The organism is Streptomyces sp. NPDC051664, from assembly GCF_044453545.1.
Taxonomy (GTDB): domain Bacteria; phylum Actinomycetota; class Actinomycetes; order Streptomycetales; family Streptomycetaceae; genus Streptomyces.
Genome location: NZ_JBITCU010000042.1, coordinates 1 through 25,051, shown reverse-complemented (window position 1 = coordinate 25,051; position 25,051 = coordinate 1). Strand labels below are relative to the sequence as shown.

Genomic DNA, 25,051 nt, shown 5'->3' with positions numbered 1-25,051 from the left:
GAGGGCTGCGTGGGTGGAGCCGATACCGTCCTGGCATGACACGTGGGTTCGATATGGTGCGGTCGCTCGCTGCGGGTGTTGAGGGCCGCAAGGGTGCCTGGGAGTTCATCCGCGGGTTCGTCGCGAACTGGTCGGAGGGGCTCGGTGATGAGGACGGGTGGGGCGAGGCGGATCTCGTGGCCGCGGAGGAGAGGCTCGGCATCCGGCTGCCGCTGGTGCTGCGAGAGGCGTATCGGCTGTTCGGCCGCCGTCAGGACCTCACCAGCAACCATGACGTCCTGCTCAGCCCGTCACAGCTGTATGTGGACGAGGCCAAGGAAGCCCTGGTCTTCCGGCATGAGAACCAGGGGGCTGCTTCCTGGGGAATCCTGCTCGACAAGCTGATGGACGAAGACCCTGCCGTTGTCATCAAGACCGACTTGGCCGACCAGGCTGCCGAACGCTGGGAGAACTGGCTGGAGCGGCTGTCGCTGTGCTTCATCGAGATCGTGCTGTCGGAATCCGTGCAGGCCGAGGGCGAGTGCTGCGACTTCCTGAGCGACTTCGACGACTACGGCGTTGAACTGCTGGAACAGAACTGCAGCCGGCTGCCGTTCCCGGCCTATCCGGTGGGCGAGGAAGAGCACCCCACCCGTTGGTTCCTCGGCGATGACGTGCTCCTGCGCGACGACGATGGCATGTTTCTTCTGGCCCGCGGCCGTACCGAAGCAGCCCTCAACGGAGTACGTGACCTGCTCCAGGGCGATTGGCTGAACGACTTCCGGTAGATCATGTTCTGGTCTTCTGCCAGCCGCCCGGTGCGTGGCGAGATCGCCGCGCACAGATCGACCTCGGACTGCGGCAGCAACCCGGCCCCCTCGTCGTGCAGAGCACAACCATGGTCCCGAAGCAAGCATCCAGCCACTCTCAAATCTCAGCGACACCAACCTCCCCGGGGAGGAGCCTGCTCTTGGCGCCGGGCAACAGGCGCTGTCGTAACTCGGTTCTGGCACACATTTCGTGAAAGATCTTGCTAGCGCTCGTCAGCAGGAAGCGCGCGTCCTGGGAGCTGCACGGACCATGCGTCACCAGGTCCGTTGAAGCCGGACTCAAGATTGCTCACGGAATGTGTGCCAGAACCCGTAACTCGCCGACAAAGCCACCCGTGCCGGCATCGCCGTTGTTCCGTCAGCTGTCCCACTCCAGCCCGAGGGCTGCCAGCGTGCGGATCTGTTCCTCAGCGAGGCGGTCGCGGCGGCTCTTGTGATTACTCAGAAATACGCCCAGGCGTACGGAGGTGCTGTCGGGGGTTTCTTCGACGTGCTGCCGTCCGACTACGGTCTTCTCCTCACGCTGGATGTACTGCGCGAGGGCCGCTACGCCCCGTGTGAAGGCGTCGGAGCCCTTCGTTACTCAGCAGTCTTCGCGTTGGTTCGCGCTGCGGTCTTCTGGGGGCTGTACAGCCGGTTTCACGCCCACTTGGTCCAGGCGGTGTTGCTGTTCCGGGTTCAGGCGCGCTCAGTCCCGTACCTGCTGCGTGAGCCAGCGTCCGATGTCGTCGCCGCGGTGGGTGACGCCGGGCTGAACTCGTGTTGCTCTGCGAGTGCCGGCCGGGGCGAGGCCGTTGAAGCACCGATCGTCTGGTGGTCCGTGGTCGTGCTGGGGGCTGTTCGGGTAGCTGACGCGGCGTGGCGGGCTATCGGCACACCGCGTCGGGCCAGTCTGGGTGGCGGAGGTGATCTTTGTGGTGGATGGGGACGCGATGCGCCGGACGCCGACGGGTGGGGACGCGGGTGGCTGGGTGGGAGAGGCGATCTTGGATGCCTTGTTCACCCAGTCACCGGTAGGGCTGCAGGTTCTGGATACGGAGCTGCGGGTCGTGCGGGTCAACACCGCCACGGGGAACGTGCGCGGTGTGGCGGTTGAAGGCCTGGTCGGGCTGCATTTCGCCGAGGCGTACGCAGGCATGTCCGCGCCCGACGAGGTGGAGGCGATGCTCCGTGGCGTGCTGGAAAGCGGCGTGCCCGTGCGCGAGTATCTGGTCCGCATTCGGCTGGCGGCCGAACAGGGGCGGGAAAAGATTCGGTCAGTGTCGGTGTTCCGCCTGCAGGACCCGCAGGGGACGGTCCTGGGAGTGGCTGTCACGGTGGTCGACGTCACGGAACAGGAACAGGCGCGTGCGCGGCTGGGTGTCCTGAACACCGTGCGCGAGCGTGTGGGACGGACCCTGGACGTGATCGCCACCTGCCAGGAGCTGGTGGAGGCCTTGGTGCCCGGCTTCGCCGACGTCGCCGTGGTGGACGTCGTGGACGCGGTGGTACGCGGTGAGGAGTCCCCGACCGGGGCGCTGGCTCAGGATGTTGCTCTGCGCCGTGCCGCCATCCGTGCCCGCGACGGCCTGGAGGTACAGGCCCATCCGGTGCGTGACGTGCGGACCCTCAACTTGCTGCCTCCCTATGCGCAGGCCCTGAGTGATTTCCGTCCTCGTCTCGTGGCTCTGAGTCCCGACAGCCCGTGGCTCGCCGCCCATCCCGCCAGGGCCAGGGCGGTCCGTGCAGCCGGGGCGCGCACACTCATCGTGGCGCCACTGGCTCTGCGCGGAACGACTCTGGGAGTGCTGAGCGTCTTCCGCACCGGCGGGTCCGATCCCTACAACGAGGACGATGTGGGCCTTGCTGCCGATGTGGCCTCCCACACCGCCCTGTGTATCGACAACGCCCGCCGATTCACCCGCGAGTACACCATCGCCGCGACGGTCCAGCGCCACCAGCTCCCCCGCTATCCCGACTCACACGGCACTGTCGAGACCGCCCATCTGTACGTGCCCGGCACCGGCGGTGGGGAAGGCTGGTTCGACACGATCCCCTTGTCCGGCGCCCGCACTGCTCTGGTCGTCGGCGAGGTCGCCGGCCGCGGCATCCAAGCCGCCACCACCATGGGACAGCTGCGTACCGTCATCCGCTCTCTGGCCGCACTGGACCTGCAACCCGACGAGCTCCTCGCGCGCCTCAACGACACCGCCGTCTTCCTGGCAGCAGAGCGCGCGGCTCTTCCCCCCGGCGACCCCCTGCACCGGCAACCGGTCTCGGCGAGCTGCGTCTACGCGGTCTACGACCCGGTCACCCGCACGTGCGCCTTCGCACGGGCCGGGCACACCACACCCGTGATCATCCGCCCCGACAGCAGCACCGAGATCCCGGACAGCACCCCGGGGCCCCTACTGGGCAGTGCGGAAGGTCCGCCCTTCGCCGCTACCACCACCGACCTCCCCCACGGCAGCATCCTCGCCCTCTACACCTCCGCGATCCTGCCCACACCCCCCGCCGATTCCGACGGTGCCTCCGCCCTCCTGCGCGACGTCCTTGCTCAACCCGGCCGTCCTCTTAAGGACCTGTGCGACGACATCCTCTGCACCCTCCGTAGCAAGGACTGTCCCGGCGACGCCGTTCTCCTCCTGGCCCGCACTCGGCCCTTCCCCGCCCACTGTCTTGCCACCTGGCTCCTTGACCAGGACCCCACAGCAGCAGCCACCGCCCGTGGACACATCCGCCGGACACTCGCAGACTGGAACGTGGACGAAGACACCGCTTACGCAGCCGAACTGATCGTCAGCGAACTCATCACCAACGCGATCCGCTACGGAGCCCCGCCCCTGCAACTACGCCTCATCAAGAACCACACCCTCACCTGCGAAGTCCACGACGCCGCCGCTACTTCCCCCCAACTGCGCCACGCCCGCACGGTCGACGAAGGGGGACGCGGTCTGTTCATCGTCGCTCAACTCGCCCAACGATGGGGCACCCGCTACACCGCGGAAGGCAAGACAGTCTGGAGCGAACAGGCCCTTCCCGCTCCGGCCTCACTCTGAGCCGAGAGCCCGGGGCCTGTACGTCCCCGTGCACCGCGCCCCGTGACCGGCGTCCTCCTGGCGGAGGCTGTGGTGTGTCCGGCGGGTTCAGCGCCCGCCCGCGGCCGGTGTCACGCCCACTCCACTCCCAGCTCGGCGAGGGCGGTGTTGTCCAGGGTGAGTGTTTCTGATCGGGGATTGTGGCTGTGGCCTGTGCTGATCAGTTAGAGCGTGCTTTGCCGGACAGGGTGTGATGAGCTTCGGGACATGGTGTGCTCTGCACAGCGAGGGGGTCCGGGCCCGGGTGCTGGCGATCGTCGCCCCCTGCCGCCGCGTCCCCAGTCGTTTCCGTGGTCACCGCCCGGCGGGCCACCCGCGTCCCGGACCCTGGCGGGAGGTCAGCCATCCCTTGGCGACCAGCTCGGCGTACGCGTCGGTCACGGTGTTCCGGGCAAGACCCAGATCGGCGGCGAGCGACCGGTACGGCGGCAGCCGCGTCCCGGGTTCCAGTCGGCCGCTCCGTAGCACCTCGCGCAACGCCCTGGTCAGCACCGCCCGCCGACTGCCCGCACCGGTCAGCTCCAGGTGCAGATCGGCCCCGAGCTTCGGCAGTGTCGCGCTGGGCGCCCGTCGTCATGTGGGTACCCCGGCCTCGTCCATGACCACGGCCATCTTTTCCGGGGGGAGGGCCGGGTTTGGCACCCGCGCTGGAGGCCCGCTCGGGCAGGGCGAGGGCCTCGAGGAGCCGGGGGAGCGGCAGGCTCGGGTCGGCGGGCTGCCGCCTGGCGCGTCCAGACGTCCGGGTCGTGGCTGAGCCGCTCGATCAGATCGGGGCCGGCGGCGGGGGCGCGGACGGCCAGCTGTCGGTAGATGGTCCGCGTAGCGGGAACATCCCGCCGAGCTATGCGTACACGCTCATCAGGACCTTCTCCGGGGTGTCGGGGTGGTACACGGCCAGGTGGGTGCGCACGAGGACGTCCGCGTCCTCGGCCAGAAGCCGCAGGAGATCGGGTAGCAGATGGGGCCGCGGCGCGGCGCCGTAGAGGATGGGCGGAGGTCACGGGCCGGTGCAGCACGTCCTGATCGGCGATGCCGGCCGCCACCCAGTCCACGTCACCCCGTGCGTGCGGGGCCACTGTGAAGTCGATCGCGGCGTGTCGGGCTTCGGTCAGCTCGGGTCTGATCAATCACCGGAGCCGTGGAACCCGGCGCCCACCCGACGCGACAGCCGAGCCACCAACACGCCCACAACCGGCACAGACGGACGAAATAGCCCGCCGGGCAAACCAACGGGCCGTCACGAAATTTCGATGCCAACTACGCGGCATTGGGGGTAAGGGGAGGGACGTGTCATGACTCAATCCTCTTCGAGAGTCGAGCTTCCATTCGACCCGGGGCGATTCACTTCGTGATTGCGGGTGACCCGCCAGGCTCTAGGGCTTGAGCCGAACTCGCCGCGGAACCAACGGGAGAAAGCGCTGAGGGCAGAGAAGCCGAGCAGTTCCGCGACCTGGGTCAGGGGGCGGTTCTGCTGTCCGACGTACTGCTGGGCCAGATGTATGCGGGTGGAGTTGAGGGCCGACGAGAACGTCTCATTGGATCTGGCGAGGTGCCGGTGCACGGTCTTTCGGTCGACGCCCAGGCTGTGGGCCACCTGCTGGAGGGAGCAGCGTCCGGTCGGGAGCAGCGCCTCGATGAGATTCCGAATGCGGTCGACGTCGGCTGTGGGGCGGGGTAGCGCGACCGCTTCGAGGTACTGCCTGGTGTAGGGCCTCAGGAGGGGGTCGGACAGTGTATTCGGGGCGTCGAGGTCGTCAGCGTAGAAGATGATGCCGTTGAACTCCTCACCGAAGCGGATAGAGGGACCCAGGACGCGGTGGTGCGTGGCGAGGTCGTTCGGTGCGTGGTGCATGAAACAGACGGTGACAGGATTCCAGGTGTAGCCGGCGAGACTGCGGATGATGCAGTGGAAGGCACCGACGATCAGTTCGATGGCCTGACGGCATTCCGTGGGCGTGCCCAGGACGATACGCAGTTGGACTGTTACAAGGCTGTTGGTCTCGGATATCCCGATGTGGAGTGCCTCGTTGTGTAGGTGCAGATAGCGCATGATCATTTCCAGTGCGCTACGCACGTCGGGTTCATCGCGAGCGATGAGGCCGACAGGGCCGAGGTTCGAGAATCGCCGGTCTTCGGCGAGCCTGAGCCCGAAGTTTTCCTCGCCGGTCACGACGGCCGAGAGCTCCAAGAGCTGGGCGACCGCGTCGGCGGGGATCCATTTGTTATGAATGGCCAGGTCCGTGTTGGCCAGGCCGGCCGATCTCAATAGCGGTTGAGGGTCGACGGCCAGGGAGCGGGTGAGTGCCAGATAGCCGTTCAGCGCCGCGTTACGTACAAGCGGTCTCATGGGCAGGTCTCCGATGCCACGAAGTGCTAACTATTTCGCCACGCAAGGTCAAGTTTTCATGTGTGGTCGCGCCTATGCTGCCATCACCCGCGTGAACGGTGCGAGAGCAGGGAGTAGGTGCATGAACGGGCCCATCGAGGAAACGCAAGCAACCTCTGGTTTTGGACGCCTCCGGTCGGTCACGCATCTCGTCTCCCGGCGCTCGGGCTGGTGGGCTTTCGCGATGGTGTTCGGTTGGCACCACCCCGCGGTGGTGGTCGACGGCGTGCCCCTCTATACGGTCCACCGCGACCGGCGTGGTGGCCCGCATCCGGAGTCCGTCGGCTTGGCCGTCGGGCTGGTTCTGACCGGATAGCTCTCCGACACCTTCGGCCTCCGGCCACTCTCGCCGTAATGCCGATGTTCGGCCTCGGCGTAGCAGCGCACTGTTGTCGGGCTCGCGGACCTATGAGAAAGGCCTGGCGAACGCTGCCGCTTCGGTATCGATCGTGATCACAGTAGAAGTCGAGAAAGGGAGTTGAAGAAATGAATACCGATGCCGAAGGGGCCCCTGCCGCGCTCGTAGACACGCCGGTCGTGGACCAGATGCGTGCCCGCGGTGCGTGGAATCCAAAGTGGGACAAACTACATGAGTGGGACCCGGCCTGGACCGAGCAGTTCATGGCCATGGGAATGCAACCCTGGCAGAGCGGGGTGCTGGAGCCGAAGCTCGTCGAGCTTCTCTGCATTGCCCTGGACGCGGCCGCCACTCACATGTACAGCCCCGGTGTACGCCGCCACATCCGGGCGGCACTGGACCTCGGAGCCTCCCGTGAGGAAATCCTCGACGTCCTCAAGTTGACGACGCTGGTGGGCATCCACGCATGCAACATCGGCGTCCCGATCCTCGCCGAGGAGCTCGCTGCCCGCGAGCAGCCACGGTCCGACATCGGTTAGTCACCCAGTCCGGCAAGTCACCGGGGCCGGAGGTCAGGCGCCCACAACACAGGGCCCATCCTCAAGGAAGCGAAGGCTGGCCATCCCCGGCGTCGGCGAGCGGCGCAGCTCCTCGGCGACGCTGCAACAGCCCAGCCAATGCCCCTCGATCAGCAGCGCGTGCGCCAAGTGCGCTGCACGGTTCTCGCCGCTATGAGGACGGTCCAGCGTCCCTGCCTCATCACGTCGAGTACGGCCCAGCCTTCCGCGCCGGCTGCGCGTGCCGCAACAGCGCGCCACACCAAGACCCCCGACAGGTGCAGCATCGCCGACGCCTGCGCCCATCATCCCTGCCCAATAGGACTCTGGAGTTCTTAATGCTGAACCTTGCCGTCATGTTGGAGGACACCGCCCGGGCCGTCCCCGACAGATTGGCGATCGTTTCGGGCGAGCACCAGCTGACGTATCGCCAGCTCAATGCGATGGCTGGCCAGGTGGCCAACCTCCTCGTGTCACGGGGGATCGCCAAGGGTGACAAGGTAGCGCTGTCGTGCCCCAACGTGGAGTGGTTCCCAGCGGTCTACTACGGGATCCTCAAGGCCGGGGCCGTGGTCGTTCCGCTCAACGTGCTGCTCAAGAGCAGTGAGATCGCCTACCACCTCACAGACTCCGATGCGAAGGCCTACTTCTGCTTCGAAGGCGGCACGGAACTCCCGCTGGGCCGCGAAGGCTGGGCCGCATTCGGCGACACGGACGGGTGCGAGCACTTCTTCCTGATGACCAGTGAGGAGGCGGCAGGCAAGGCCGCCTCCTCACTGGAGGGAGCCGAGACCATCGCCAACGTCCTCACGGACCAGCCCAGTGCGTTCGACACGGTGGTGACCGAGCCCGGCGACAGCGCGGTCATCCTCTACACCTCCGGCACCACTGGTCGACCGAAAGGCGCCGAGCTCACCCACGCCAACATGGCGTTCAACGCGCTGGCTTGCCACAAGCTGTTCGGCGAGGGGGAGCACGAGGTCCACCTCATTAGCCTGCCGCTCTTCCATTCCTTCGGCCAGACCGTGCAGATGAACGTCGGACTCGCCTCGCGATCAACCCTGGTCCTCATGCCGCGTTTCGACGCCCGAGGCGCCCTTACCCTGATGAAGCGCCACGAGGTGACCTTCTTTGCGGGCGTTCCGACCATGTACTGGGCCCTGCTCAACGAAGACATCGCTGACATGGACCTGCCCGTCGCCACGAAGAACCTCCGAATAGCCATTTCCGGCGGCGCGGCGCTTCCTGTGGAGATCCACCGCAAGTTCGCGAAGACCTGCGGCCTGGTGGTTCGCGAAGGGTACGGACTCTCGGAGACCAGCCCGCTGGCGACCTTCTCCCCGCTCGGGGCCAAGGCGCGGCCCGGGTCCATCGGCCGACCGGTCTGGGGCGTGGAGATCGACCTGGTCGCGCCCGACTGGACCTCGGTCGAACCCGGGCAAACCGGGGAGATCATTGTCCGCGGACACAACGTCATGAAGGGCTACTACCAGCGCCCTGAGGCCACCGCAGAGGTCATGCGCGACGGCTGGTTGCGCACCGGCGACCTGGCCTCCCGGGACGAGGACGGCTGGCTCTACATCGTCGACCGCGCCAAGGACATGATCATTCGCGGTGGTTTCAACGTCTACCCCCGTGAAATCGAAGAGGTCCTGCTCTCCCACCCCGCCGTCAGCTTGGCCGCTGTCGTCGGGGTCCCCCACGACAGTCACGGCGAGGAGATCAAGGCCTACATCGTTCGCGCCCCCGGCGCGGACATCACCGAGGACGCCCTCATCACCTGGGCCCGATCAATCATGGCCGGCTACAAGTACCCCCGTCAGGTCGAGTTCCGCGACGTCCTGCCCATGAACGCTAGCGGCAAGATCCTCAAGCGCGAATTGCGCTCGGCCGATGCTGTGGCCGACTCAAAGTAACCGGGACAGCCGCCGCACAGGTGCCCACAAGCGATCCTGCGCGCAGCCGGCAACTCGATCGCGCAGCCCCCGTACTGCGACCCGTCGGCCTCGCGGTCCAGGACAGATCGATCTCCGGTGTGGCCGTGACCGTTAGCTCGATCCTCTCGGTGGCCCAGCCTGAGGCTGGAGCGACGCCAGCGGAACTTTTGTCCCCAAGTGGTAAGTCAGCTGCCACGTGCGGTCAAGCATGCGGCGTAACCGGCCCTTAACGTTGCCATACCCAAGGGAGACCGCCGGCCTTCAAGGACGAGTAGCAACCCTGCCCGCAGCCGCATCCCCCTCCGGGAACCGCTGATCGTATCCGAACAACCCAGCGAACCCGGGGCACCCCGTCTGCAATCTTCGCTCCGCTCCTCGCCAAGCCCCCCGGCCGTGCGCTGCAGACAGCGATGCACGCGGCGAGTGATCACCCACACAACAAAGGAGATGGACCGTGCACTTCCTCGACGACTCCCTGTATCCGGAGAACCAGGAGAAACTGGTGATCCAGGCGGCCCCCTACGGGCCGGAGTGGCTGCCCGGTGACGCCGACGACCTCCCGCTCACCATGGACGAGCACGTGCAGGCGGCGGTCGACTGCTACAACGCCGGCGCCACGGTGCTGCACATCCACGTGCGTGAGCTGGACGGCCACGGCTCCAAGCGCATCTCCATGTTCAAGGAGCTGATGGCCCGGCTGCGCGAGGCCGTGCCGGACATGGTCCTGCAGATCGGCGGCTCTATCTCCTTCGCCCCCGAGGACGAGGGCTCCGACGCCAAGTGGCTCAGCTACGACACCCGCCACATGCTGGCCGAGGTCACCCCTCGGCCGGACCAGGTGACGATCGCGATCAACACCGCCCAGATGAACATCGTCGAGCTCTTCGACGACGAGGACATCGAGGGCACCTCCATCGCCAAGCCGGCGTACTACCAGGCCTACCGCGACATGGTGGTTGAGGCCGGGCCGGATTTCTACCTGGAACACCTCAAGCGGCTCCGCGCCAACGACATCCAGCCGCACTTCCAGCTCGGTCACATGGCGCAACTGGAGACCGTGGAGCGGCTGATCCGCAAGGGCACCTACAGTGGGCCGCTGGTACTCAACTACGTCGCCATCGGCGGCGGGCTCGCCGGCCGGCACCCGGCCGACCTGATGGAGTTCATCCGCCGGGTCCCGGACGGCGCCGTGCTCACCATCGAGGCATCCATGCGCGCGGTGGCACCAATGAACGCGATCGGCATCGCCCTGGGTGCGCACGTGCGGGTGGGCAACGAGGACAACCTGTGGCGGCGCAAGGGCGAGCGGATGTCCTCCGTGGAGCAGGTCGAGCAGATGGTCCAGGTCGCCAACGCGCTCGGCCGTGAGATCGCCACCGGGCAGGAGGCGAAGGAGATCTACAAGATCGGCGAATGGTACTCGGACGCGGACGAGACCCTGGCCCAGCTCGGCATGGTGCCCAACCGCCGCCCCGGCCAGCGCGGCTTCATGCTGCGCGACGTCAAGAGCTGACCCGACCCGACCCGACCCCACTGGCGGCGGCCCGTGGACTGATCCCGCGGCCGCCGCCCCACACACGAGCAAAGGGAGCAAGTCATGGCACACGCCATTGGCTTCCACGAAACCGGCGGCCCCGAAGTCCTGCGGGGGGAGAAGGCCGGCGACCCGGGCCCGGGCGTACGATCCGGCACGTCGCTGTCCGACTCAACTTCGCCGACGCCTACTTCCGGACCGGCCTGTACCCGACTCCGCTGCCCGCAGGGCTCGGCGTGGAGGCTCGAGGGTGTGACGCACGCCGCCGAGGGTGACCGTGTGACCTACACAGGCAGCCCGCTGGGCGCCTACAGCACGGAGCGGGTCATGTCCGCCGCGCCAGGACGTGGACAGCAAGCCTCAGCGCTATGAGAACGCGCTCCAGCGCGACGGGACGGGTGCGGTACTGCCCTGCGTGGAGACGCCTGAGGGGGGTGACACGATCTGGGTCAACAGGGCAGACGCCTACCGTAGGCTGCCCGAGCACATCCAGAAGCCGATCGCGGCTTGCGCGCGGCACAGCATCGAGGCGACCTTCGGCGCCTTCATGCCGATGGCGCAGCGCCACCAACTGAAGGCCAGGTACCCGGACCCGGAGCACCCAGCAGTGCGCACCCGCCCGGAGACCGGCGAGCAGATCCTCTTCGTCAATGCCTTGACCATGCACTCGTAGCTTCGGCCTGGAACACGCGCCCGGCGCCGCCAACCTGTTGAACTACCTGATCAGGAAGGCAGCCGTCCCCGAGTAGCAGGTGCGCCGGCGCTGGCAAAAGAACAGCGTGGCCATCTGGGACAACCGCTCTACGCAGCACTACGCCGTCCAGGCCAAATGGCTCGCCGTCCGCAAGAGAGCGCGCCGGAATCGACAGACCCTTCTGAGCCCCGATTAGTGAAGAAGAAAGGTGACGCCCATGGGACTTCACACTGCCGACACGGCCGTGCCGGAGACGTCTCCCGTCATACCGGCGGTTTCCCGCAGCTATGCCTGGCTGGTGTTCGCCCTGAGTTTTGGGCTCATGCTGTCCGACTACATGGCGCGGCAGGTCCTCAATGCGGTCTTTCCTATGCTGAAGGCGGAGTGGCTGCTCTCCGATGCCCAGTTGGGTTCTCTCACCGGCATCGTGGCCGTGATGGTCGGTGTGCTCACCTTCCCCCTGTCGCTCCTGGCGGACCGCTGGGGCAGGGTCAAGAGCCTGGTCATCGCCGCGACGGTGTGGAGTCTGGCGACTCTCGGCTGCGCCGTTTCCGCGAGCTACGGCCAGATGTTCCTGGGCCGGTTCATGGTCGGTGTCGGAGAGGCGGCCTACGGGAGCGTCGGCATCGCGGTGGTCCTCAGCGTCTTCCCCATCAGCCGGCGGGCCACGCTCTCCGGTGCATTCATCGGCGGAGGCTCCTTCGGATCCGTGCTGGGCGTTTCGATCGGCGGCGTCATCGCCCAGGAGCACGGCTGGCGCTGGGCGTTCGGCGCGATGGGGATCTTCGGGCTGGTACTGGCCGCGATCTACGGCATCGTGGTCACGGAGAAGAGGCTGGGTCCGGCCTCCACCCGTAACAGCGCCAAGTCCGGCGAACGCGCCCCCGTTCGGACCCAGCTGCCGCGGCTGTTCTCCACGGTCTCTGTGATCTGCGCCTACATCGGCAGCGGACTGCAGCTGTTCATCGCGATGTCCCTGCTCGCCTGGATGCCCAGCTTCCTCAACCGTTACTACGCCATGCCTCCCGCGAAAGCCGGCCTGACCGCCGGGGTCTTCGCGCTGATCAGCGGAACCGGCATGATCCTCTGCGGGATCGTCGCCGACCGCCTCAGCCGGAAGGCCGCCGCCCGGAAGTGGACCGTTGCGATCGCCTGCAGTCTTACGTCGCTCGTTCTGCTGATGATCGGATTCCAGCTGCCGGCCGGCCTGCTGCAGCTCGTGCTGATCGCCACCGGGACCCTGGTGGCCGCCGGCACCGCCGGCCCGGCGGCCGCCATGGTGGCGAATCTGACCCCCGCGGCCCTCGCGGCGACGGCCTTCGCCACCCTCACTCTGGCCAATAGCTTGCTCGGACTGGCCCCGGGGCCCGCGGTGACAGGCATGCTCGCGGACCACTTGGGCCTGCTCGGCGCACTGCAGGTGGTCCCGCTCGTCGCGCTCGCGGGCGGCACGGCCTTCATCATCGGCAAGTCTTTCTACGAAAAGGATCTGCGCCGCCTGGGCCTGCTCCCTGACACGGTGCTCAAGTCCCCGGAGTTTCAGTCATGAGCATCACCGCACAGTCGACGGTCGTGTTCGTCCCCGGGCTACGCGATCACGCGCCGGACCACTGGCAGACCATCCTCGCCAACAAGGTCGCAGACGCGCGCACCGTTCCGCCGTTGACAGACGAGAGGCTGAGCTGCGACGCCCACGTCGCTGCGCTGAACGAGACGCTGTCGGACACCTCCGGACCGATCGTGCTGGTCGCCCACAGCGCGGGGGTGATGACCACCGTGCACTGGGCGCAACGACATCGGCGTCCGGTCAAGGGCGCGCTGCTGGCAGCGCCGCCCGACTTCGACACGCCGCTGCCGGAGGGCTACCCCACCCTGGAAGTCCTGCGCGAAAGTGGATGGACGCCGACGCCGCGGACGCGCCTACCCTTCCCCAGCATCGTCGTGGCAAGCACGAACGACCCCCTAGCCGGTGTCGACCGCGTCGCCGATCTCGCCCGAGCATGGGGGAGCCGCTTCGTGGATCTCGGCCCGGTCGGACACCTCAACCCTGCGTCCGGCTATGGCGAATGGCCTCGGGCAAAGGAGTTCATCCGCGAGCTCAGCTGAGCCTTGTCTGACATTTCCGCCTGAGGCACGACGGCGCTTTCCTCGCACTCCCGCCAGCCTGCCGTCGGGCACGGTCGACAGCAGCTCACAACCCTGCTTGATGGGTTGAGCAGGGGTGCCGGATCAGTCAGCCCGTTACACCGCGGAAGGCAAGACAGTCTGGAGCGAACAGGCCCTTCCCGTTCCGGCCTCACTCTGAGCCGAAAGCCGGGGGCCTGTACGTCCCCGTGCACCGCGCCCCGTGACCGGCGTCCTCCTGGCGGAGGCCGTGGTGTGTCCGGCCGGTTCAGCGACCGCCCGCGGCCGGTGGCACAGAAGACGCGAAGAGCTCGCGGCCGACGGCAACTGCCGGGCTGTGGGCAAGCCTGCCGCCGGCCCCCGGGCAAGCCTCTGCCAGCTGTGGGCAAGCCTGCAAGTAAGGGTTTCCTGGCGTCTGTAGAGAGGGTGTGGTGGTGTCGCTTTTGGTACCTGACGTCACCGTCTATGCAGGTAGCTTCCGATCATGGCGATTGCGCCGGAATTGGAATGGCCGGGCCGGCCTGAGATGTCTCTGGCGCATCCCGAGATCACCTATATAGGGTGCGCTCGGTGCGGGACACAGATCGCGGGTCTCGATGGCCGGTACGCGTGCGCGGGTTGCGGCTGGGTCCAAGCAATACGGATCCCGGGCCTTCGCCGGCCTCTGCGACCAACTCGGGGTCACACGGTCGATGGGCGCGGTCGGCACCAGCGCCGACAACGCGGCCTGCGAAAGCTTCCACGCCTCCCTGAAACGCGAGACCCTCCAGGGCGTCCACGAGTACGGCGACTCCGATACCTGCCGCAGGACCGTCTTCGCCTGGCTGACCCGCTACAACACCCGCCGCCGGCACTCCGCCAACGGCCACCTCAGCCCCAACGAATACGAACACCGACACCACACCGCTAAACTCACGCTCGCCGCGTGATCAATAACCGCGTGCCCACCTTCACGGGGGAAGGCCCAGGTTGTGCAGGTGGGCAATGCCGAGCATCGCGTGGTGGTGACGAGCACAGGAAAAGGCCAGAGCGGCGTACAGGTCAACTTTCGGCTGTGAGTTCCCCATCGGGTTCACAGGTCCCAACGCAAACCTATGGAGAAAGACCGGCGAGGAATGGGGAGATCAGGTCATACACGATGGCGGGTTGCTCCAGGTGCAGGTCGTGACGGGTTCCAGGAATGCTGACAGACACGGTCGGGACGCGTCGGCGCATTAGATCAGCGACCCGTGAAGGCGAGATGAAGCTCGACTGGGCGAGGATGAGCAGAGTGGGGCAGGTGATGCGCTGCCACTCGTGCGCGAAGGAGTGTTGGGCAGCATCCGCCACGGACTGGACCATCACGTCCCGGTCGAAGCGGGGCCACCACTGCCCACCGCGCTCCTCCAGGCCATCCGCCCAGCCCATGCCGATCGCTCCGCCGCCGAAGAACTGGACGGCAGCATCGCGCGAGGGAAAGGAGGCCGGCCACGAGTCGAACCACCGGCGGATATGAGCCGGCCATTCGAGGTCGGGGCCGCTCACGTCGGCTTCGATGGCCACCAGCGCGCGGATCAACTCAGGATGCCTCGAGGCGGCCAGGATGGCCGCGTGTCCGCCCATCGACTGTCCGACAAGAACAACGCGCTCCAGGCCCAATTGGTCTGCTACGGCAACGATGTCTTCAACGAAGGCATCCCGGGATACGTCAGAAGGGAAGCGGTCGCTGGCACCTTGACCGCGTTGGTCGAATGCGACCACCCGATATGCCGAGCGCAGAGGGTCTGCCAGTGCATCCCACTCGCCCGCATGACCGGCCAGTCCATGCAACAGCACCAACGCCGGCCCGTCGCCGCCCCAGTCCCGGCAGACCAGTCGCACGCCTTCCCGCTCGATCACACGCTCGATCCAAGTCACCTCGGCACCCTAACGGGGGTGCGCGAGAGCGGGGTCCCAGCGCCCTCACGATCCGGTCGGATCTGGTCGAGATCGCCGCGCTGGCCTGGCCTCTCATGCCCGTCCACCTGCAGCCGCGTGCCCTCGCCGCCACGGTCCCTCCGGCGGCGCTGCCCGTCCTCTCCCACAGCAGGCACATGATCGAGGGGCGGCCTCAGCGAGGCCGCCCCTGCCAAGCCATCAGCCCGATCAGGTTCCAGCCGCCCCGAAATCATCCCAAGGACCAACTGCAAAGCCCTGCCCGGCGTGCTAACCCACGCTACCGCGGGTCACGCGCACACCTGTGCCGACCGTGGTCACGTTGGTGCTGCCGTAGCCGGCGCACTCTCCGTATTCCTGGCTCCACGTGGTTGTGCCGGACAGGGAGCCGGAGGACGGTCCGCCGAACGTGACGTCGTACCGCTGCTGCTGGTCGCAGCTGGGCACGTCGTAGTACTCGATGAAACCCACCTGTGAGGCCTTCAGGTTGCCGGAGCCAGCGGGCAACTTGTAGGTGCCGATGGGGATCTGCTGTCCGGTGTTGGTGTCGACGACGGTGCCCGACCAGGTGTCCGTGCCGGCCTGTGCGACCACAACGCGGAAGGTGTGGCCGTACACGGCGTCGAAGTCCACTCCGCAGCTGACGCCGGCGCCGCCGTCAGCCCCGTCCGAACAGTTGGCGTGGGTGCTTGTCGCGCCGCTGATGAAGGAGGAGAACACCCCACGCAGGCGCTGGTGCCCGTTCGCATCCGGCCGCGGCTGCAGTCCTGCGTACCCAATGTCGCTCTGCCCGGTGAACCCGTACTGCATCGCGAAGTAGGTCCCTGCTACATGGGCGGTGCCGGTGTTCACGGTGATCGGGAAGTTGAGGGATGTCAGTCCCCCGCTGGGAGCCCCGCTGATGGACCACGACAGGAGTTCGTTCCCGCCGAAGGTCTGTGCCTGTGCGTCAGGTGCTGCGATGAACGGGACGAGTGCAGCCAGGGCTGCTACCACAGTGCGTGTCAACGCTCGTTTCATCTGATTCTCCTCAAGGGGGTGTTGAAGTCGAGCCTGGTCGTGACCGGTTGGCCAGCCTTCTCGGATGAGGGCCGCAGGCACTAACGACTACGCCACAGTGCTCGCGGTATGTCTGAGGTGGCTCTGTTGCCTGGGCTCCAGGGCCGACGACCAGCCTGTTTCCCGTTACTTCGCGACACGGATGCTCAGAGGCGTCCTTTCGGGCCTGCAGTACTGAGCCCGGTGACAGAACACGCCGGTTGACGTGTCGCCATGCACCTGACAATAAGTGTGCCGAAAGCTTCCTACTTGGCCCCGAAAGAGCCGTGCACCGACAGGCACCGCACCAGTAGGCACTTTTCTTCGTTCGCCGGAACCCTGCAGTCCCTTGTCTGCGGAGGACTATGGCGCCTCCAGTCGAGGAGTGTCAATACTTGCTTGCAAACACGCGACTTCACGCAGAATCAAACATTCACACGGAAGGGCATCGGGCGGTCGTCCGGGCGGACGGTGACCGACGTCGCCCGCGAACTCGGGATCAGCTCGGAGTGTCTGCGTGGATGGGTTAAGAAGGCCCGGGCCGCCGAGGCCCCACCAGTGGCTGAGCGGGACGCGGACGGCCGGGACGAGGAGTTGCAGCGGCTCCGGAAGCTCACCGCGGAACAGGCGAAAACGATTGAGATCCTAAAAAAGCGACCTTAGAAGCTGTTGTCTTTCCGAATGTGATCGCTGCGTTTTCGCTGCTCAGGCATGATGTCGACAGTTCTGCGGCAGGGACGACACGTCGTGTTGTTTCGTCGGGGAGGTATGCAGGTGCCGTCGGTGATGGGGCTGTTGGAGGCTCGGGAGTCGGCTGCTCGGGTGCGGGTGGAGGAAATGCGTGCCGAGGCGGGCCGGGTTCTGGCCGAGCTGGCGGAGGCAGAAGCCGTGCTGGAACGGCGGGTCGTCGCGCTCGCGGAACTGGTCGAGGCCCTGACCGCGGGTGCTGTGCCGCAGGAGCCGGTCCAGCCGGCACCGGTTCCGGTCCCGGTGAAGGCGCCCGTGGACGGATCGGTGGTTCCCAAGTGGCGCGAGGGGGTCACGGCTCTGGTGCTCGCGCCGGAGTACCGGCGGCTGCTGGGCGTGTTGGAGGCCGACAGCGGCAGGGAGGGGCTGCGCCTGCACCACGTCGACCGCCGCCACCGCACCCTGCTGGTCTTCGATACCGAGCAGCACAGCCCCCAGGAGATGGCCCGGCAGATCCTGGCCGCCGCTGGGTTGCCGTCCCAGGCCGCCCCACAGCCCACCGCTCGGGACTTCAAGTTGGCGGGCCCCGGGCCGCAGCTGTCCTGACATCCCGCCACCGACAAAACAGCACGTGAATAGGAAGGCGCATTGCGCATGGGCGGACCCACCGCACCCGAGCGCCGGACCTGAGGCACCTGATCAACCTGATCGTCCGGCCCGGCCGGCACCCCCTGGTCGCCGATAACGCCGAGAACCAGCTGAGCCGGGAATATGGCACGGCGTCCGGGCGCATCGGCAAGGACACCATCACCGATCCGGACCAGCTGCGCCGAGACGCGTGGTGCCTGCGTCCGGTCCCCGCAGTGGCCCCACCCGGCGGATCACGCCGGGTGGGGCCGGGCACGCCCGTTACGGCTTGACCGCGAGGGCGAAGACGTGGATCGCGGGCTGGTTGGGCAGGGTGACGGTGCGCACGGTCTTGCCGGCGGTGAGCGGGACGGTGTTGGAGAACACCCGGTAGCTCACCCCGAAGTTGGCCGGGCCCGCAGGGGTGTTGCGGTGGTCCATGGTGAGGACCGTCTGCGCGCCGTAGTCGGTGGTCGTGGAGCAGCACCAGTTCGGGAAGCCGAGCGTGCCGGTGCTGGTCGTGCCGTCGGTGTAGGTCACCACGACCTGGCCGGAGGTGAATCCGGTCTCGGTGCCGAGGAACGCCAGCGCACTTCCCTGGCCAGTGAGTTCGACGACCTGGCCGCCGGTCTCCACGTTGTCGGGGGTGCCGGGCGCGGCGGTCGGCCAGGTGAAGGTCAGGCCGTTGGCGGTGATCGTGGCGCCGGGGGTGGCGCCGGCCGCGGCGAGCGCGTCGGCGGAGTAGCTGTTGCTGTCGCCGTCGAGGTTGCCCGGCGCGGTGTCGCTCTCCAGCGTGGCGCCGACGTTGTTGAAGGCGTCGGCGAGCGTCGGGTACGGCACGACCGTGGTGATCGTCAGCGGCCCGCTGACGGAGTCCCGGCCGGCCGGGCCCGCCACGTAGTGCGCGGTCGCGGTGATGGTGCTGACCGTGGTGCCGGGCGCGGCCTCGGGCGCGGTGAGGGTGACCTTCGCCGTGGCGGTCTTTCCGGGGGCGACCCGGTTGAGGCGGACGGATGCGGGGGTGACAGTCCAGCCGGCCGGGGCGGTCAGCGACACGCTGGTGTCGGACAGGCCGGTCGGGCCGAGGTCGGTCAGGCCCACGGTGTAGGTGCCGGGGTGGTCGGCGGTGCTGACGTCCTTCCAGGTCACCGTGGTCGCGGGCGGCACGAACAGGTCGCCGCCGGCGCTGACCCGGTAGAGCACGCTCGCGTGCGGCGGGACGTCGGCCGCGATGGTCCCGGTGGTCCGCGTGACGTGCTTGGTCACCAGGTCCTTCAGGACGAAGGACGAACCGTGGCCGAAGCCCGCCGTGGCGGCCGAGGTGCTGATGGTCAGCGCGGAGTCGGACTTGTTGAACAGCGCGACTGCGCGGTCGCCGTTGGCCAGCGGCTTGGACAGCACGTCGTAGCCGTCGCCCTGCTGCACGATGCGGCCCTGCAGGCCCTTGGGGTCCTGGTCGACCGCGATGACGTCGCGGTTGCCGAGGACGGCGAGGGCGTCAGCGGACAGGTGGGTGAGGTCGGTGCTGGAGATCAGCGGCGCGGCCATCACCGACCACAGCGACATCTGGCTCTGGATCTCGTCGCGGGTCAGCCCCGAGTCGCCGGCGAGCAGGAAGTCCGGGTCGTTCCAGCGTCCCGGGCTCTGAAGGTCGGCCAGGGCCACGTTGTAGGCGTAGTTGTACTTCAGCGAGCTCCACTTGGCGGCCGGGCTCTCCTGGCCGAGGGCGACGTCGGCGCCCTCTCGCCACAGGTTGCCGACCTGGGCGGACCAGCCGATGACCTTGTCCCAGTCGGGCCCGTCCTGGAAGTACGCGGGTGCGGAGACGGAGAAGACCATCGGGCGGCCGGTGTTGAGCATCGCCTGGCTCCACGCGGAGTACGTGTCGTGGTAGCTCTGCTCGTCGGTCTCGCCGGGCTTGGTCGGCACGTTGCAGCCGTCGAGCTTGACGTAGTCGACGCCCCACTTCGCGAACAGGTCGGCGTCCTGCTGCCAGTGGTCCAGAGAGCCGGGGTAACCGCCGCAGGTGGTGGTGCCCGCGTCCTCGTAGATACCGAACTTCAGCCCCATAGCGTGGAGTTGGACACCGACGTAGTCCATGCCGTGCGGGAACTTCACCGGGTCGGAGACGAGGTTGCCCGAGCTGTCGCGGGAGCGCGCCATCCAGCAGTCGTCAGTGGTGACCGTGTCGTAGCCCTTGGCGGCCAGGCCGCTGCTCACCAGGGCCCGGGCGTTGCCGAGGATGGTGTTCTCGTCGATGTTGCACTGGTAGTACGACCAGTCGTTCCACCCCATGGGCGGGGTGGGCGCGTAGTTCGGGTACTGCGCGGCGGTGTCCGCGGGTGCGGCCGCGGACCCGGCGGGGGCCGCGGCCACCAGTCCGGCGAGCGTGAGGGTGAGCGAGCCGCAGCCGACGGCAGCTGTGCGCAGTCGCCGGGCGAGGGGTGATATCACGGAGGTAACCTCATTGATTCGTTGGGCCGCGGGGGCGGCTGATCCAGAACCGTTGCGAGGTATATCCAGGCAGCAATGCGCAGAGTTGACAAGAGAACTGCAGTAACGAGCAGAAACACGCAGCCTCACCCACGCAATGTTCAGCCCAGCGGGGTCGCCCGGCTGGCGTCAGACGCACTGCACCTCGACGCCCTGCGCGGTGAGCCGCTCGACGAGCTCGTCCGGCGCGTCCTTGTCGGTGATGAGCACGGCGATCGCGGTGACGTCGCAGACCCGGGCGAACGCCCGCTTGCCGAGCTGGGTGGAGTCGGCGACCAGGAGATGGTGTCCTGCCATCGTGCGGCGGTCGCGTATCGGAGCACGGTGTCGAGGCCCCAGCCCAGGTGCCGGGCGATCGCCCGGCGTGAGTGGCCTTGGGCGAGCAGATCGTGGACCAGGGCGTATGCGGCCTTCTTGCGCTCGGCCCGTCGGCCGACGAGGTCCAAGCCGTCTTGCGGAGAGCTGGGGTCTGGGTGGGTCGCGCCCGGCAGCGCGCCGCTAGCCGACGGGTTGGAAGTCTCGACGATCAACCGGCGCAGGTTTGGAACCGTGGACGCAACGAGATTGTGAAGCGCCTGCTTGCTGAAACTTGCGAGATGTGCGGGTCTCATGACGGTATCGAAGTGCATCACATCTGGCACCTGAACGACCTGAACGTCCGGGGGCGGGCTGCCAGGCCCGCCTGGGCTCTGATGATGGCTGCGCGTCGTCGGAAAACCCTGGTCGTCTGCCGTGTCTGCCGCGAAGGAATCCACTTCAGCGGACGCCCCTCGCGGCAGAACTCATGAGAAAGAAAAGGCACTGGAGAGCCGGATGCGCCGATCTCTCGCAGCCCGCCGAGGGCATCACCGCCGTGCATTTCCTGCGGCCGTCCTCGACCGCGACGCGCTCACCCAGGCGCTCAAGGACGCCGCTGCACGGTTCGGCGGCATCGATGTCCTGGAGCATTCCCCCGTGGGTACCTTCGGCTTCACCGTCCTGACCACCCCGAGCCAGAGGGACCCGTCCCACGTACAGCACGAAATGGAGTTCCAGCTGGACGGCGCGATCACCGCCACCCAAGTCGCTGCTGCCCGCCATGCGCGAGGCCGGCGCGGGCACCCTGCTCTACACCACAGGCGCCGGCTGCATCGACCCCGTGGCGGAGGTCGGCAACATCAACGCCGCCGCGGCAGCGCTGCGCAACTGGGCGATCAACTTGCACAAGGAGCTGTCCGGGACCGGCATCCAGGCGCCGCCCACGTCGGCGTCGACGTATCCATCGGAACCGCCGTCATCGAAAGCGCGGCCCAGGTGGCCCCGCCCGAGGCCATCTCCCCCGTCTACTGGGAGCTGCACGCGGCCTGGGCGCGGGGGTCACCCGTCGGGAAGGAGCCCCTGTTCGCGGAGTGCGGCGGACAGGGGCTCTGCGGTGCGCCGGTTCGTGGGAGTGGTCAGCTCTTGGCGTTGAGGACGGGGTAGTAGCCGCTCGAGTGGCCGGTGGCCGTGGGGTGGTAGGACTCCCAGCTCGGCGAGGCCACCAGGGCGTGCAGCCAGTCGTCACCGGAGCACAGTTCGTGTCCGTTGAAGTTGCTGCGCACGTCACCGAAGACGAAGCCGTGGGCCGCGGCCCGGCTGGCGATGACGTTGTCGATGACGTCTGCGGCCTCGTCGATCTTGCGGTGCTTGGTGTCGGACAGGCCGACGCAGAAGACGTTGAGCGTGTACACGCGCGGGTAACCGAGCACGACAACCTTGGCGTTGGGCGCCTTGGCGCCGATCGCGTTGTAGACGGCGTCCAGGCGGGCGGGGAGCGTGTTCTGGGCGTAGGCCTCGGCCTGGCTGACCCGGTTGACGCAGTCGGCGTCCGAGCCGGCCACACAGGTGGTCATGACGTCGGAGAATCCCGCGTCATTGCCGCCGATAGTGAGGGAGACCAGCCCGGTGGTCGAGTTCAGCGGGCCGAGCTGGTTGTTAGTCACGTCCGTGGTCACCGCACCCGAGCAGGAGGTGTCGGCGAACGAGGACGGGGCATGGGCGTTCTTCCACAGGTACGGGTACGCGCTGAAGCTGCGGTGACAGCCGCCGCTCGCGCTGTCGTAGTTACCCGCGCCGTTGCCGGACGAGTAGGAGTCCCCCAGCGCTACGTACGCCGGGCCGGCAGCATGCGCCGGACCGGTCAGCAGCAGGCTGAACACCATCGCGAGGATCAGCGTGGCGAGGGCTGATAATGACTTGGTCGGTCTCACGGAACCTCCCTGACAGGAAAGCTTGCTACCACTTGGTAGCAAGCGATCGGAGCCATGGGAAGTGTTCATGTCAAACAGCTTTTCTGACTAGACCCGCCGCCGGTGATTTTTTCCGACGGATTGGTCGACGACCGTGCCGTGTGCGGTCGGGGTTCGACCGGGGCGAACAACCCGGCCTGATAACGGACTTGCCACCGACGAGTCCGGTGCGGTTCGCATCGTCTCGATGCCGGATCCTGGCTCCTGGCGCGGTCGGACAGGGCGTCAGGTGGTGTGAGCAGCACCCCGCGTCGTACGAGGTCGCAATCAGCAGCCAGGAGGCCGGACCGAGCGCCAGAGTCAGGCCGCCGCGGAGGGGGTGTCGCGTTCGCCGCCTTCCTGGAGCGCTTCACCAGCGACAGCGATCGCCCCGAAGGACGCACCCGGCCGCGCCCCTGAACGCCCTCGGCCCCCGCCTTCACGGCAATCGCGCCAGAACCCGACTTTTGACGCCACCGCTGCCGAAGGCGCGGCCGATAGCCACGCTGCACTTCGGGCAGGCCACGCGCCGATACCAAGCCCGGATGCGGTTCGTCGCCTCGCCGGAGCGGAACTGCGAGCGCCCATGCCCCCACTGGGCGGCCTCAGTCATGACGACCGCCTCGCCCGCACAGGCTTGTCCCGTCACGACGAAGACGGCGACCTCGTCCTGCGCCGAGCGCTCGCCCTCGTCCGCGGCCGTCCGTCCACCGGCATCGACCTCCAACGTTACGCGTGGGCCGAACCGGCGATCCAGGAAATGGTGTCGGCGATCGTGGACGTCGCATACGAACTCTCCAGCCGCCGCTGCGAGGCCAGCGGTCCTCTTGCAGGACCGCTGAAAACATAACGGGGGGTGATGTGCTCGGGCTCCCGGACCAAGACCCAGCCCGCCCCGGCTCCTCTCCTGGATTGAACCAGGCCAACTCTGCGGAGATCGCCCAGACTTTCGCATCTGTCCCTCCGGCCCGCTGTACACCACCCGCAGGACTGGCCGAATTACGAAGCCGACCGGGCAGTCGGTGTTAGGCGGCGTGTGGTGCATCCCGAACGGGCCGACGCCGGCAGCATGTCTGGGCATCCTTGGATCTTCTATCGCTGCTGAACGAGAACATGTCGCAGTTCATCGGCGATCGTGGTGCGAGCCAGTTCCAGCGGCTGTGGCCCTTCTCCACCGAAGAGCCCTTGTCGCCTTGTCGGACGACGTTGCCTCCACTCACGCCAGGCCGTGTTGGCGCCCGGCTGGTTGGGAGATGGGTCCGCCCGGCTGCTGGGTGGTGGTCAGCAGCCGGGCGGTTGGGGAGTGTGGGGTTAGGCGCGGGTGCCTGTGGGGAGGTCGCCGGTCTTGTTCACGACGGCACGGGAGAGTATTGCGGTGGTGCCGGTCAGCATGCCGGCCTTGCCCTCTGGGGTGTCCTTGACGAGGTAGCTGCGCTCTCCGAGGAACAGGTGGGTGTTGCGGTCGAAGATGTATTCGGTGCGTTCGCCGTTGGAGACGTGGGCGATGGCTTCGCCGTGGCGGCCGGCCGCGTCGACGGAGTCCTTGACGAGGACGACGCCGGGGATCTTGGCGGTGGCCCGCCAGATGGTGGAGGCCACGTCTGCGGGGACGATCGACTCGGACACGGTGTCGCCGACCCAGTTGAACGCGGCCGCGTCCTTGCCGGGGGCCTGGCCGCGGGTGGCGGAGTAGATCTGCTTCAGCAGTGTGTCGGGGTTGGTGGACAGCGAGGCGATCTGCGGGACGGTGCCCGGCCTCGGGGGCTGCGATGCCGCGTCGGGGTTGACCACGCCCGCGCCGCTGTTGTGGATGGTGATGTTCTGGCCGCCCTCACGGATGAGGCCGTTCTTGGAGGGGTCGGCGGCCAGCCACACCTCGCGCTGGTGGACGGCGTCGAGCTTGGCGGGACCGCCGATGGTGCGCTGCTTGATCTGGTGGGTGAAGCCGACCTTGCTCTTGACGTAGATGAACTGGTGGGCGCCGACGGCCGGGGCCTTCTGCTTGCCGGCCGCGTCAGCGACCTGGCTGAGGAAGGCGGTGGCGCCGTGGGCCGAGGCGGGCTGCACGGTGACAACCGATGCCATGGCCACACTGTCGTCGTCGGGGGTCGTGCCGGCGCCGGTGACGTTGACGGCGACGGCCGCGGCGACAGCCAGTGCCGCGACCGGCGCGGCGATCAGGCTCCAGCGGGGCATACCGCGCTTCGCGGCGGGAGACGGCTGGGCCTGCGCGCCGATCTGGGTGACTTCCTGCATCAGATATTCCTCGAGACGTTGAGACCGGGCGGGAGAGAGACCAGGCGTGCCGGGGCGCGGCAGCAGGTGGGACAGCTCCTGGCGCTGGACCTCGTCACCGTGCTTCGGAGCGTTCATCGGGCTTTCTCCTGTATCGACCGGACCGCGGGTGTGCGGTCGCCCTGTATCTGTCGGACGGGTGCAGGGGGTTCCACTCTTTTTTTCGCGCGTCTCAGTTCTCTCGACTTTCGACGTTCTGATGGGTCCGTGGATTATGCGGCGGTGGTGCCGAGGCTGGCGGCGGCCCATGCCTGCTGGACGGCACGGATTTCCTG

Annotated in this window: 20 protein-coding genes and 4 pseudogenes; 14 read left to right on the top strand and 10 right to left on the bottom strand. The window is 67.4% G+C overall.

Going from position 1 to position 25,051, the window contains the following annotated elements:
- Nucleotides 1–35: 35 nt before the first annotated feature.
- A complete protein-coding gene (locus ACIA8E_RS37495) occupies nt 36–767 on the top strand; it encodes an SMI1/KNR4 family protein (protein ID WP_399305431.1) in 732 nt (243 codons plus the stop codon).
- Between the two features lie 400 nt (nt 768–1,167).
- Here ACIA8E_RS37495 and ACIA8E_RS37490 read toward each other — a convergent pair.
- Nucleotides 1,168–1,365, bottom strand: a pseudogene (locus ACIA8E_RS37490) (hypothetical protein); the annotation flags it as partial.
- Between the two features lie 358 nt (nt 1,366–1,723).
- Between ACIA8E_RS37490 and ACIA8E_RS37485 the strand changes: the two are divergent.
- Nucleotides 1,724–3,847, top strand: a complete 2,124-nt coding sequence (locus tag ACIA8E_RS37485; RefSeq protein WP_399305428.1) for a SpoIIE family protein phosphatase — start codon at nt 1,724–1,726, stop codon at nt 3,845–3,847.
- A gap of 337 nt (nt 3,848–4,184) precedes the next feature.
- Here ACIA8E_RS37485 and ACIA8E_RS37480 read toward each other — a convergent pair.
- Nucleotides 4,185–4,438 (bottom strand): annotated as a pseudogene (locus tag ACIA8E_RS37480) (GntR family transcriptional regulator); the annotation flags it as partial.
- Nucleotides 4,439–5,183: 745 nt separating this feature from the next.
- Nucleotides 5,184–6,233 carry an AraC family transcriptional regulator gene (locus ACIA8E_RS37475; RefSeq protein ID WP_399305426.1) on the bottom strand — a complete coding sequence of 350 codons (1,050 nt, stop codon included), beginning with the start codon at nt 6,231–6,233 and terminating at the stop codon, nt 5,184–5,186.
- A gap of 121 nt (nt 6,234–6,354) precedes the next feature.
- Between ACIA8E_RS37475 and ACIA8E_RS37470 the strand changes: the two genes are divergently transcribed.
- The 8 genes and pseudogenes from ACIA8E_RS37470 to ACIA8E_RS37435 form a co-directional block, all read left to right on the top strand.
- On the top strand, nt 6,355–6,588 hold the full coding sequence (locus ACIA8E_RS37470) for a hypothetical protein (protein WP_399305424.1): 234 nt from the start codon (nt 6,355–6,357) through the stop codon (nt 6,586–6,588).
- 170 nt (nt 6,589–6,758) lie between these two features.
- Complete coding sequence (locus tag ACIA8E_RS37465) at nt 6,759–7,169, top strand: carboxymuconolactone decarboxylase family protein (RefSeq protein ID WP_399305422.1); 411 nt, start codon at nt 6,759–6,761, stop codon at nt 7,167–7,169.
- A gap of 356 nt (nt 7,170–7,525) precedes the next feature.
- The gene (locus ACIA8E_RS37460; protein WP_399305420.1) at nt 7,526–9,103 is read left to right on the top strand and encodes a long-chain fatty acid--CoA ligase; all 1,578 of its coding nucleotides are present in this window, start codon (nt 7,526–7,528) and stop codon (nt 9,101–9,103) included.
- A 475-nt stretch (nt 9,104–9,578) separates the two neighbouring features.
- Nucleotides 9,579–10,637 carry a 3-keto-5-aminohexanoate cleavage protein gene (locus ACIA8E_RS37455; RefSeq protein WP_399305417.1) on the top strand — a complete coding sequence of 353 codons (1,059 nt, stop codon included), beginning with the start codon at nt 9,579–9,581 and terminating at the stop codon, nt 10,635–10,637.
- 367 nt (nt 10,638–11,004) lie between these two features.
- Complete coding sequence (locus tag ACIA8E_RS37450; protein ID WP_399305415.1) at nt 11,005–11,331, top strand: TauD/TfdA dioxygenase family protein; 327 nt, start codon at nt 11,005–11,007, stop codon at nt 11,329–11,331.
- A 238-nt stretch (nt 11,332–11,569) separates the two neighbouring features.
- Nucleotides 11,570–12,901 (top strand): MFS transporter, encoded by a 1,332-nt coding sequence (locus ACIA8E_RS37445; RefSeq protein WP_399305413.1) that lies wholly within the window; start codon nt 11,570–11,572, stop codon nt 12,899–12,901.
- The gene (locus ACIA8E_RS37440) at nt 12,898–13,458 is read left to right on the top strand and encodes an RBBP9/YdeN family alpha/beta hydrolase (RefSeq protein WP_399305411.1); all 561 of its coding nucleotides are present in this window, start codon (nt 12,898–12,900) and stop codon (nt 13,456–13,458) included. The genes ACIA8E_RS37445 and ACIA8E_RS37440 overlap by 4 nt, the downstream gene beginning before the upstream one ends.
- A gap of 653 nt (nt 13,459–14,111) precedes the next feature.
- Nucleotides 14,112–14,405, top strand: a pseudogene (locus tag ACIA8E_RS37435) (integrase core domain-containing protein); the annotation flags it as partial.
- A 163-nt stretch (nt 14,406–14,568) separates the two neighbouring features.
- On the opposite strand, the gene ACIA8E_RS37430 reads toward ACIA8E_RS37435, so the two are convergent.
- Nucleotides 14,569–15,372 (bottom strand): alpha/beta fold hydrolase, encoded by an 804-nt coding sequence (locus ACIA8E_RS37430; RefSeq protein WP_399305409.1) that lies wholly within the window; start codon nt 15,370–15,372, stop codon nt 14,569–14,571.
- Between the two features lie 288 nt (nt 15,373–15,660).
- On the bottom strand, nt 15,661–16,410 hold the full coding sequence (locus ACIA8E_RS37425; protein WP_399305407.1) for a hypothetical protein: 750 nt from the start codon (nt 16,408–16,410) through the stop codon (nt 15,661–15,663).
- A 252-nt stretch (nt 16,411–16,662) separates the two neighbouring features.
- Between ACIA8E_RS37425 and ACIA8E_RS37420 the strand changes: the two genes are divergently transcribed.
- Both ACIA8E_RS37420 and ACIA8E_RS37415 read left to right on the top strand, forming a co-directional pair.
- Entirely contained in the window at nt 16,663–17,091 is a 429-nt protein-coding gene (locus ACIA8E_RS37420; RefSeq protein ID WP_399305404.1) for a transposase, read from the top strand.
- Between the two features lie 123 nt (nt 17,092–17,214).
- Nucleotides 17,215–17,721: a hypothetical protein gene (locus tag ACIA8E_RS37415; RefSeq protein WP_399305402.1), complete on the top strand. Its 507-nt coding sequence runs from the start codon at nt 17,215–17,217 to the stop codon at nt 17,719–17,721.
- Between the two features lie 303 nt (nt 17,722–18,024).
- Here ACIA8E_RS37415 and ACIA8E_RS37410 read toward each other — a convergent pair whose 3' ends face one another.
- The 3 genes and pseudogenes from ACIA8E_RS37410 to ACIA8E_RS37400 all read right to left on the bottom strand — a co-directional run.
- Complete coding sequence (locus tag ACIA8E_RS37410) at nt 18,025–20,196, bottom strand: NEW3 domain-containing protein (RefSeq protein ID WP_399305399.1); 2,172 nt, start codon at nt 20,194–20,196, stop codon at nt 18,025–18,027.
- Between the two features lie 168 nt (nt 20,197–20,364).
- Nucleotides 20,365–20,532 carry a hypothetical protein gene (locus ACIA8E_RS37405; protein ID WP_399305495.1) on the bottom strand — a complete coding sequence of 56 codons (168 nt, stop codon included), beginning with the start codon at nt 20,530–20,532 and terminating at the stop codon, nt 20,365–20,367.
- Nucleotides 20,533–20,600: 68 nt separating this feature from the next.
- Nucleotides 20,601–20,846: pseudogene (locus tag ACIA8E_RS37400) on the bottom strand (hypothetical protein); the annotation flags it as partial.
- Here ACIA8E_RS37400 and ACIA8E_RS37395 point away from each other — a divergent pair.
- Nucleotides 20,832–21,023 (top strand): hypothetical protein, encoded by a 192-nt coding sequence (locus ACIA8E_RS37395; RefSeq protein ID WP_399305397.1) that lies wholly within the window; start codon nt 20,832–20,834, stop codon nt 21,021–21,023. The pseudogene ACIA8E_RS37400 and the gene ACIA8E_RS37395 sit on opposite strands and share 15 nt — an antisense overlap.
- Nucleotides 21,024–21,668: 645 nt before the next feature.
- Here the strand turns inward: ACIA8E_RS37395 and ACIA8E_RS37390 are convergent.
- Entirely contained in the window at nt 21,669–22,415 is a 747-nt protein-coding gene (locus ACIA8E_RS37390; protein ID WP_399305394.1) for an SGNH/GDSL hydrolase family protein, read from the bottom strand.
- Nucleotides 22,416–23,067: 652 nt separating this feature from the next.
- Here ACIA8E_RS37390 and ACIA8E_RS37385 point away from each other — a divergent pair.
- Entirely contained in the window at nt 23,068–23,331 is a 264-nt protein-coding gene (locus tag ACIA8E_RS37385) for a hypothetical protein (RefSeq protein WP_399305391.1), read from the top strand.
- A 461-nt stretch (nt 23,332–23,792) separates the two neighbouring features.
- Here the strand turns inward: ACIA8E_RS37385 and ACIA8E_RS37380 are convergent, their stop codons facing one another.
- Complete coding sequence (locus tag ACIA8E_RS37380) at nt 23,793–24,854, bottom strand: CU044_5270 family protein (RefSeq protein WP_399305388.1); 1,062 nt, start codon at nt 24,852–24,854, stop codon at nt 23,793–23,795.
- Nucleotides 24,855–25,051 lie beyond the last annotated feature (197 nt).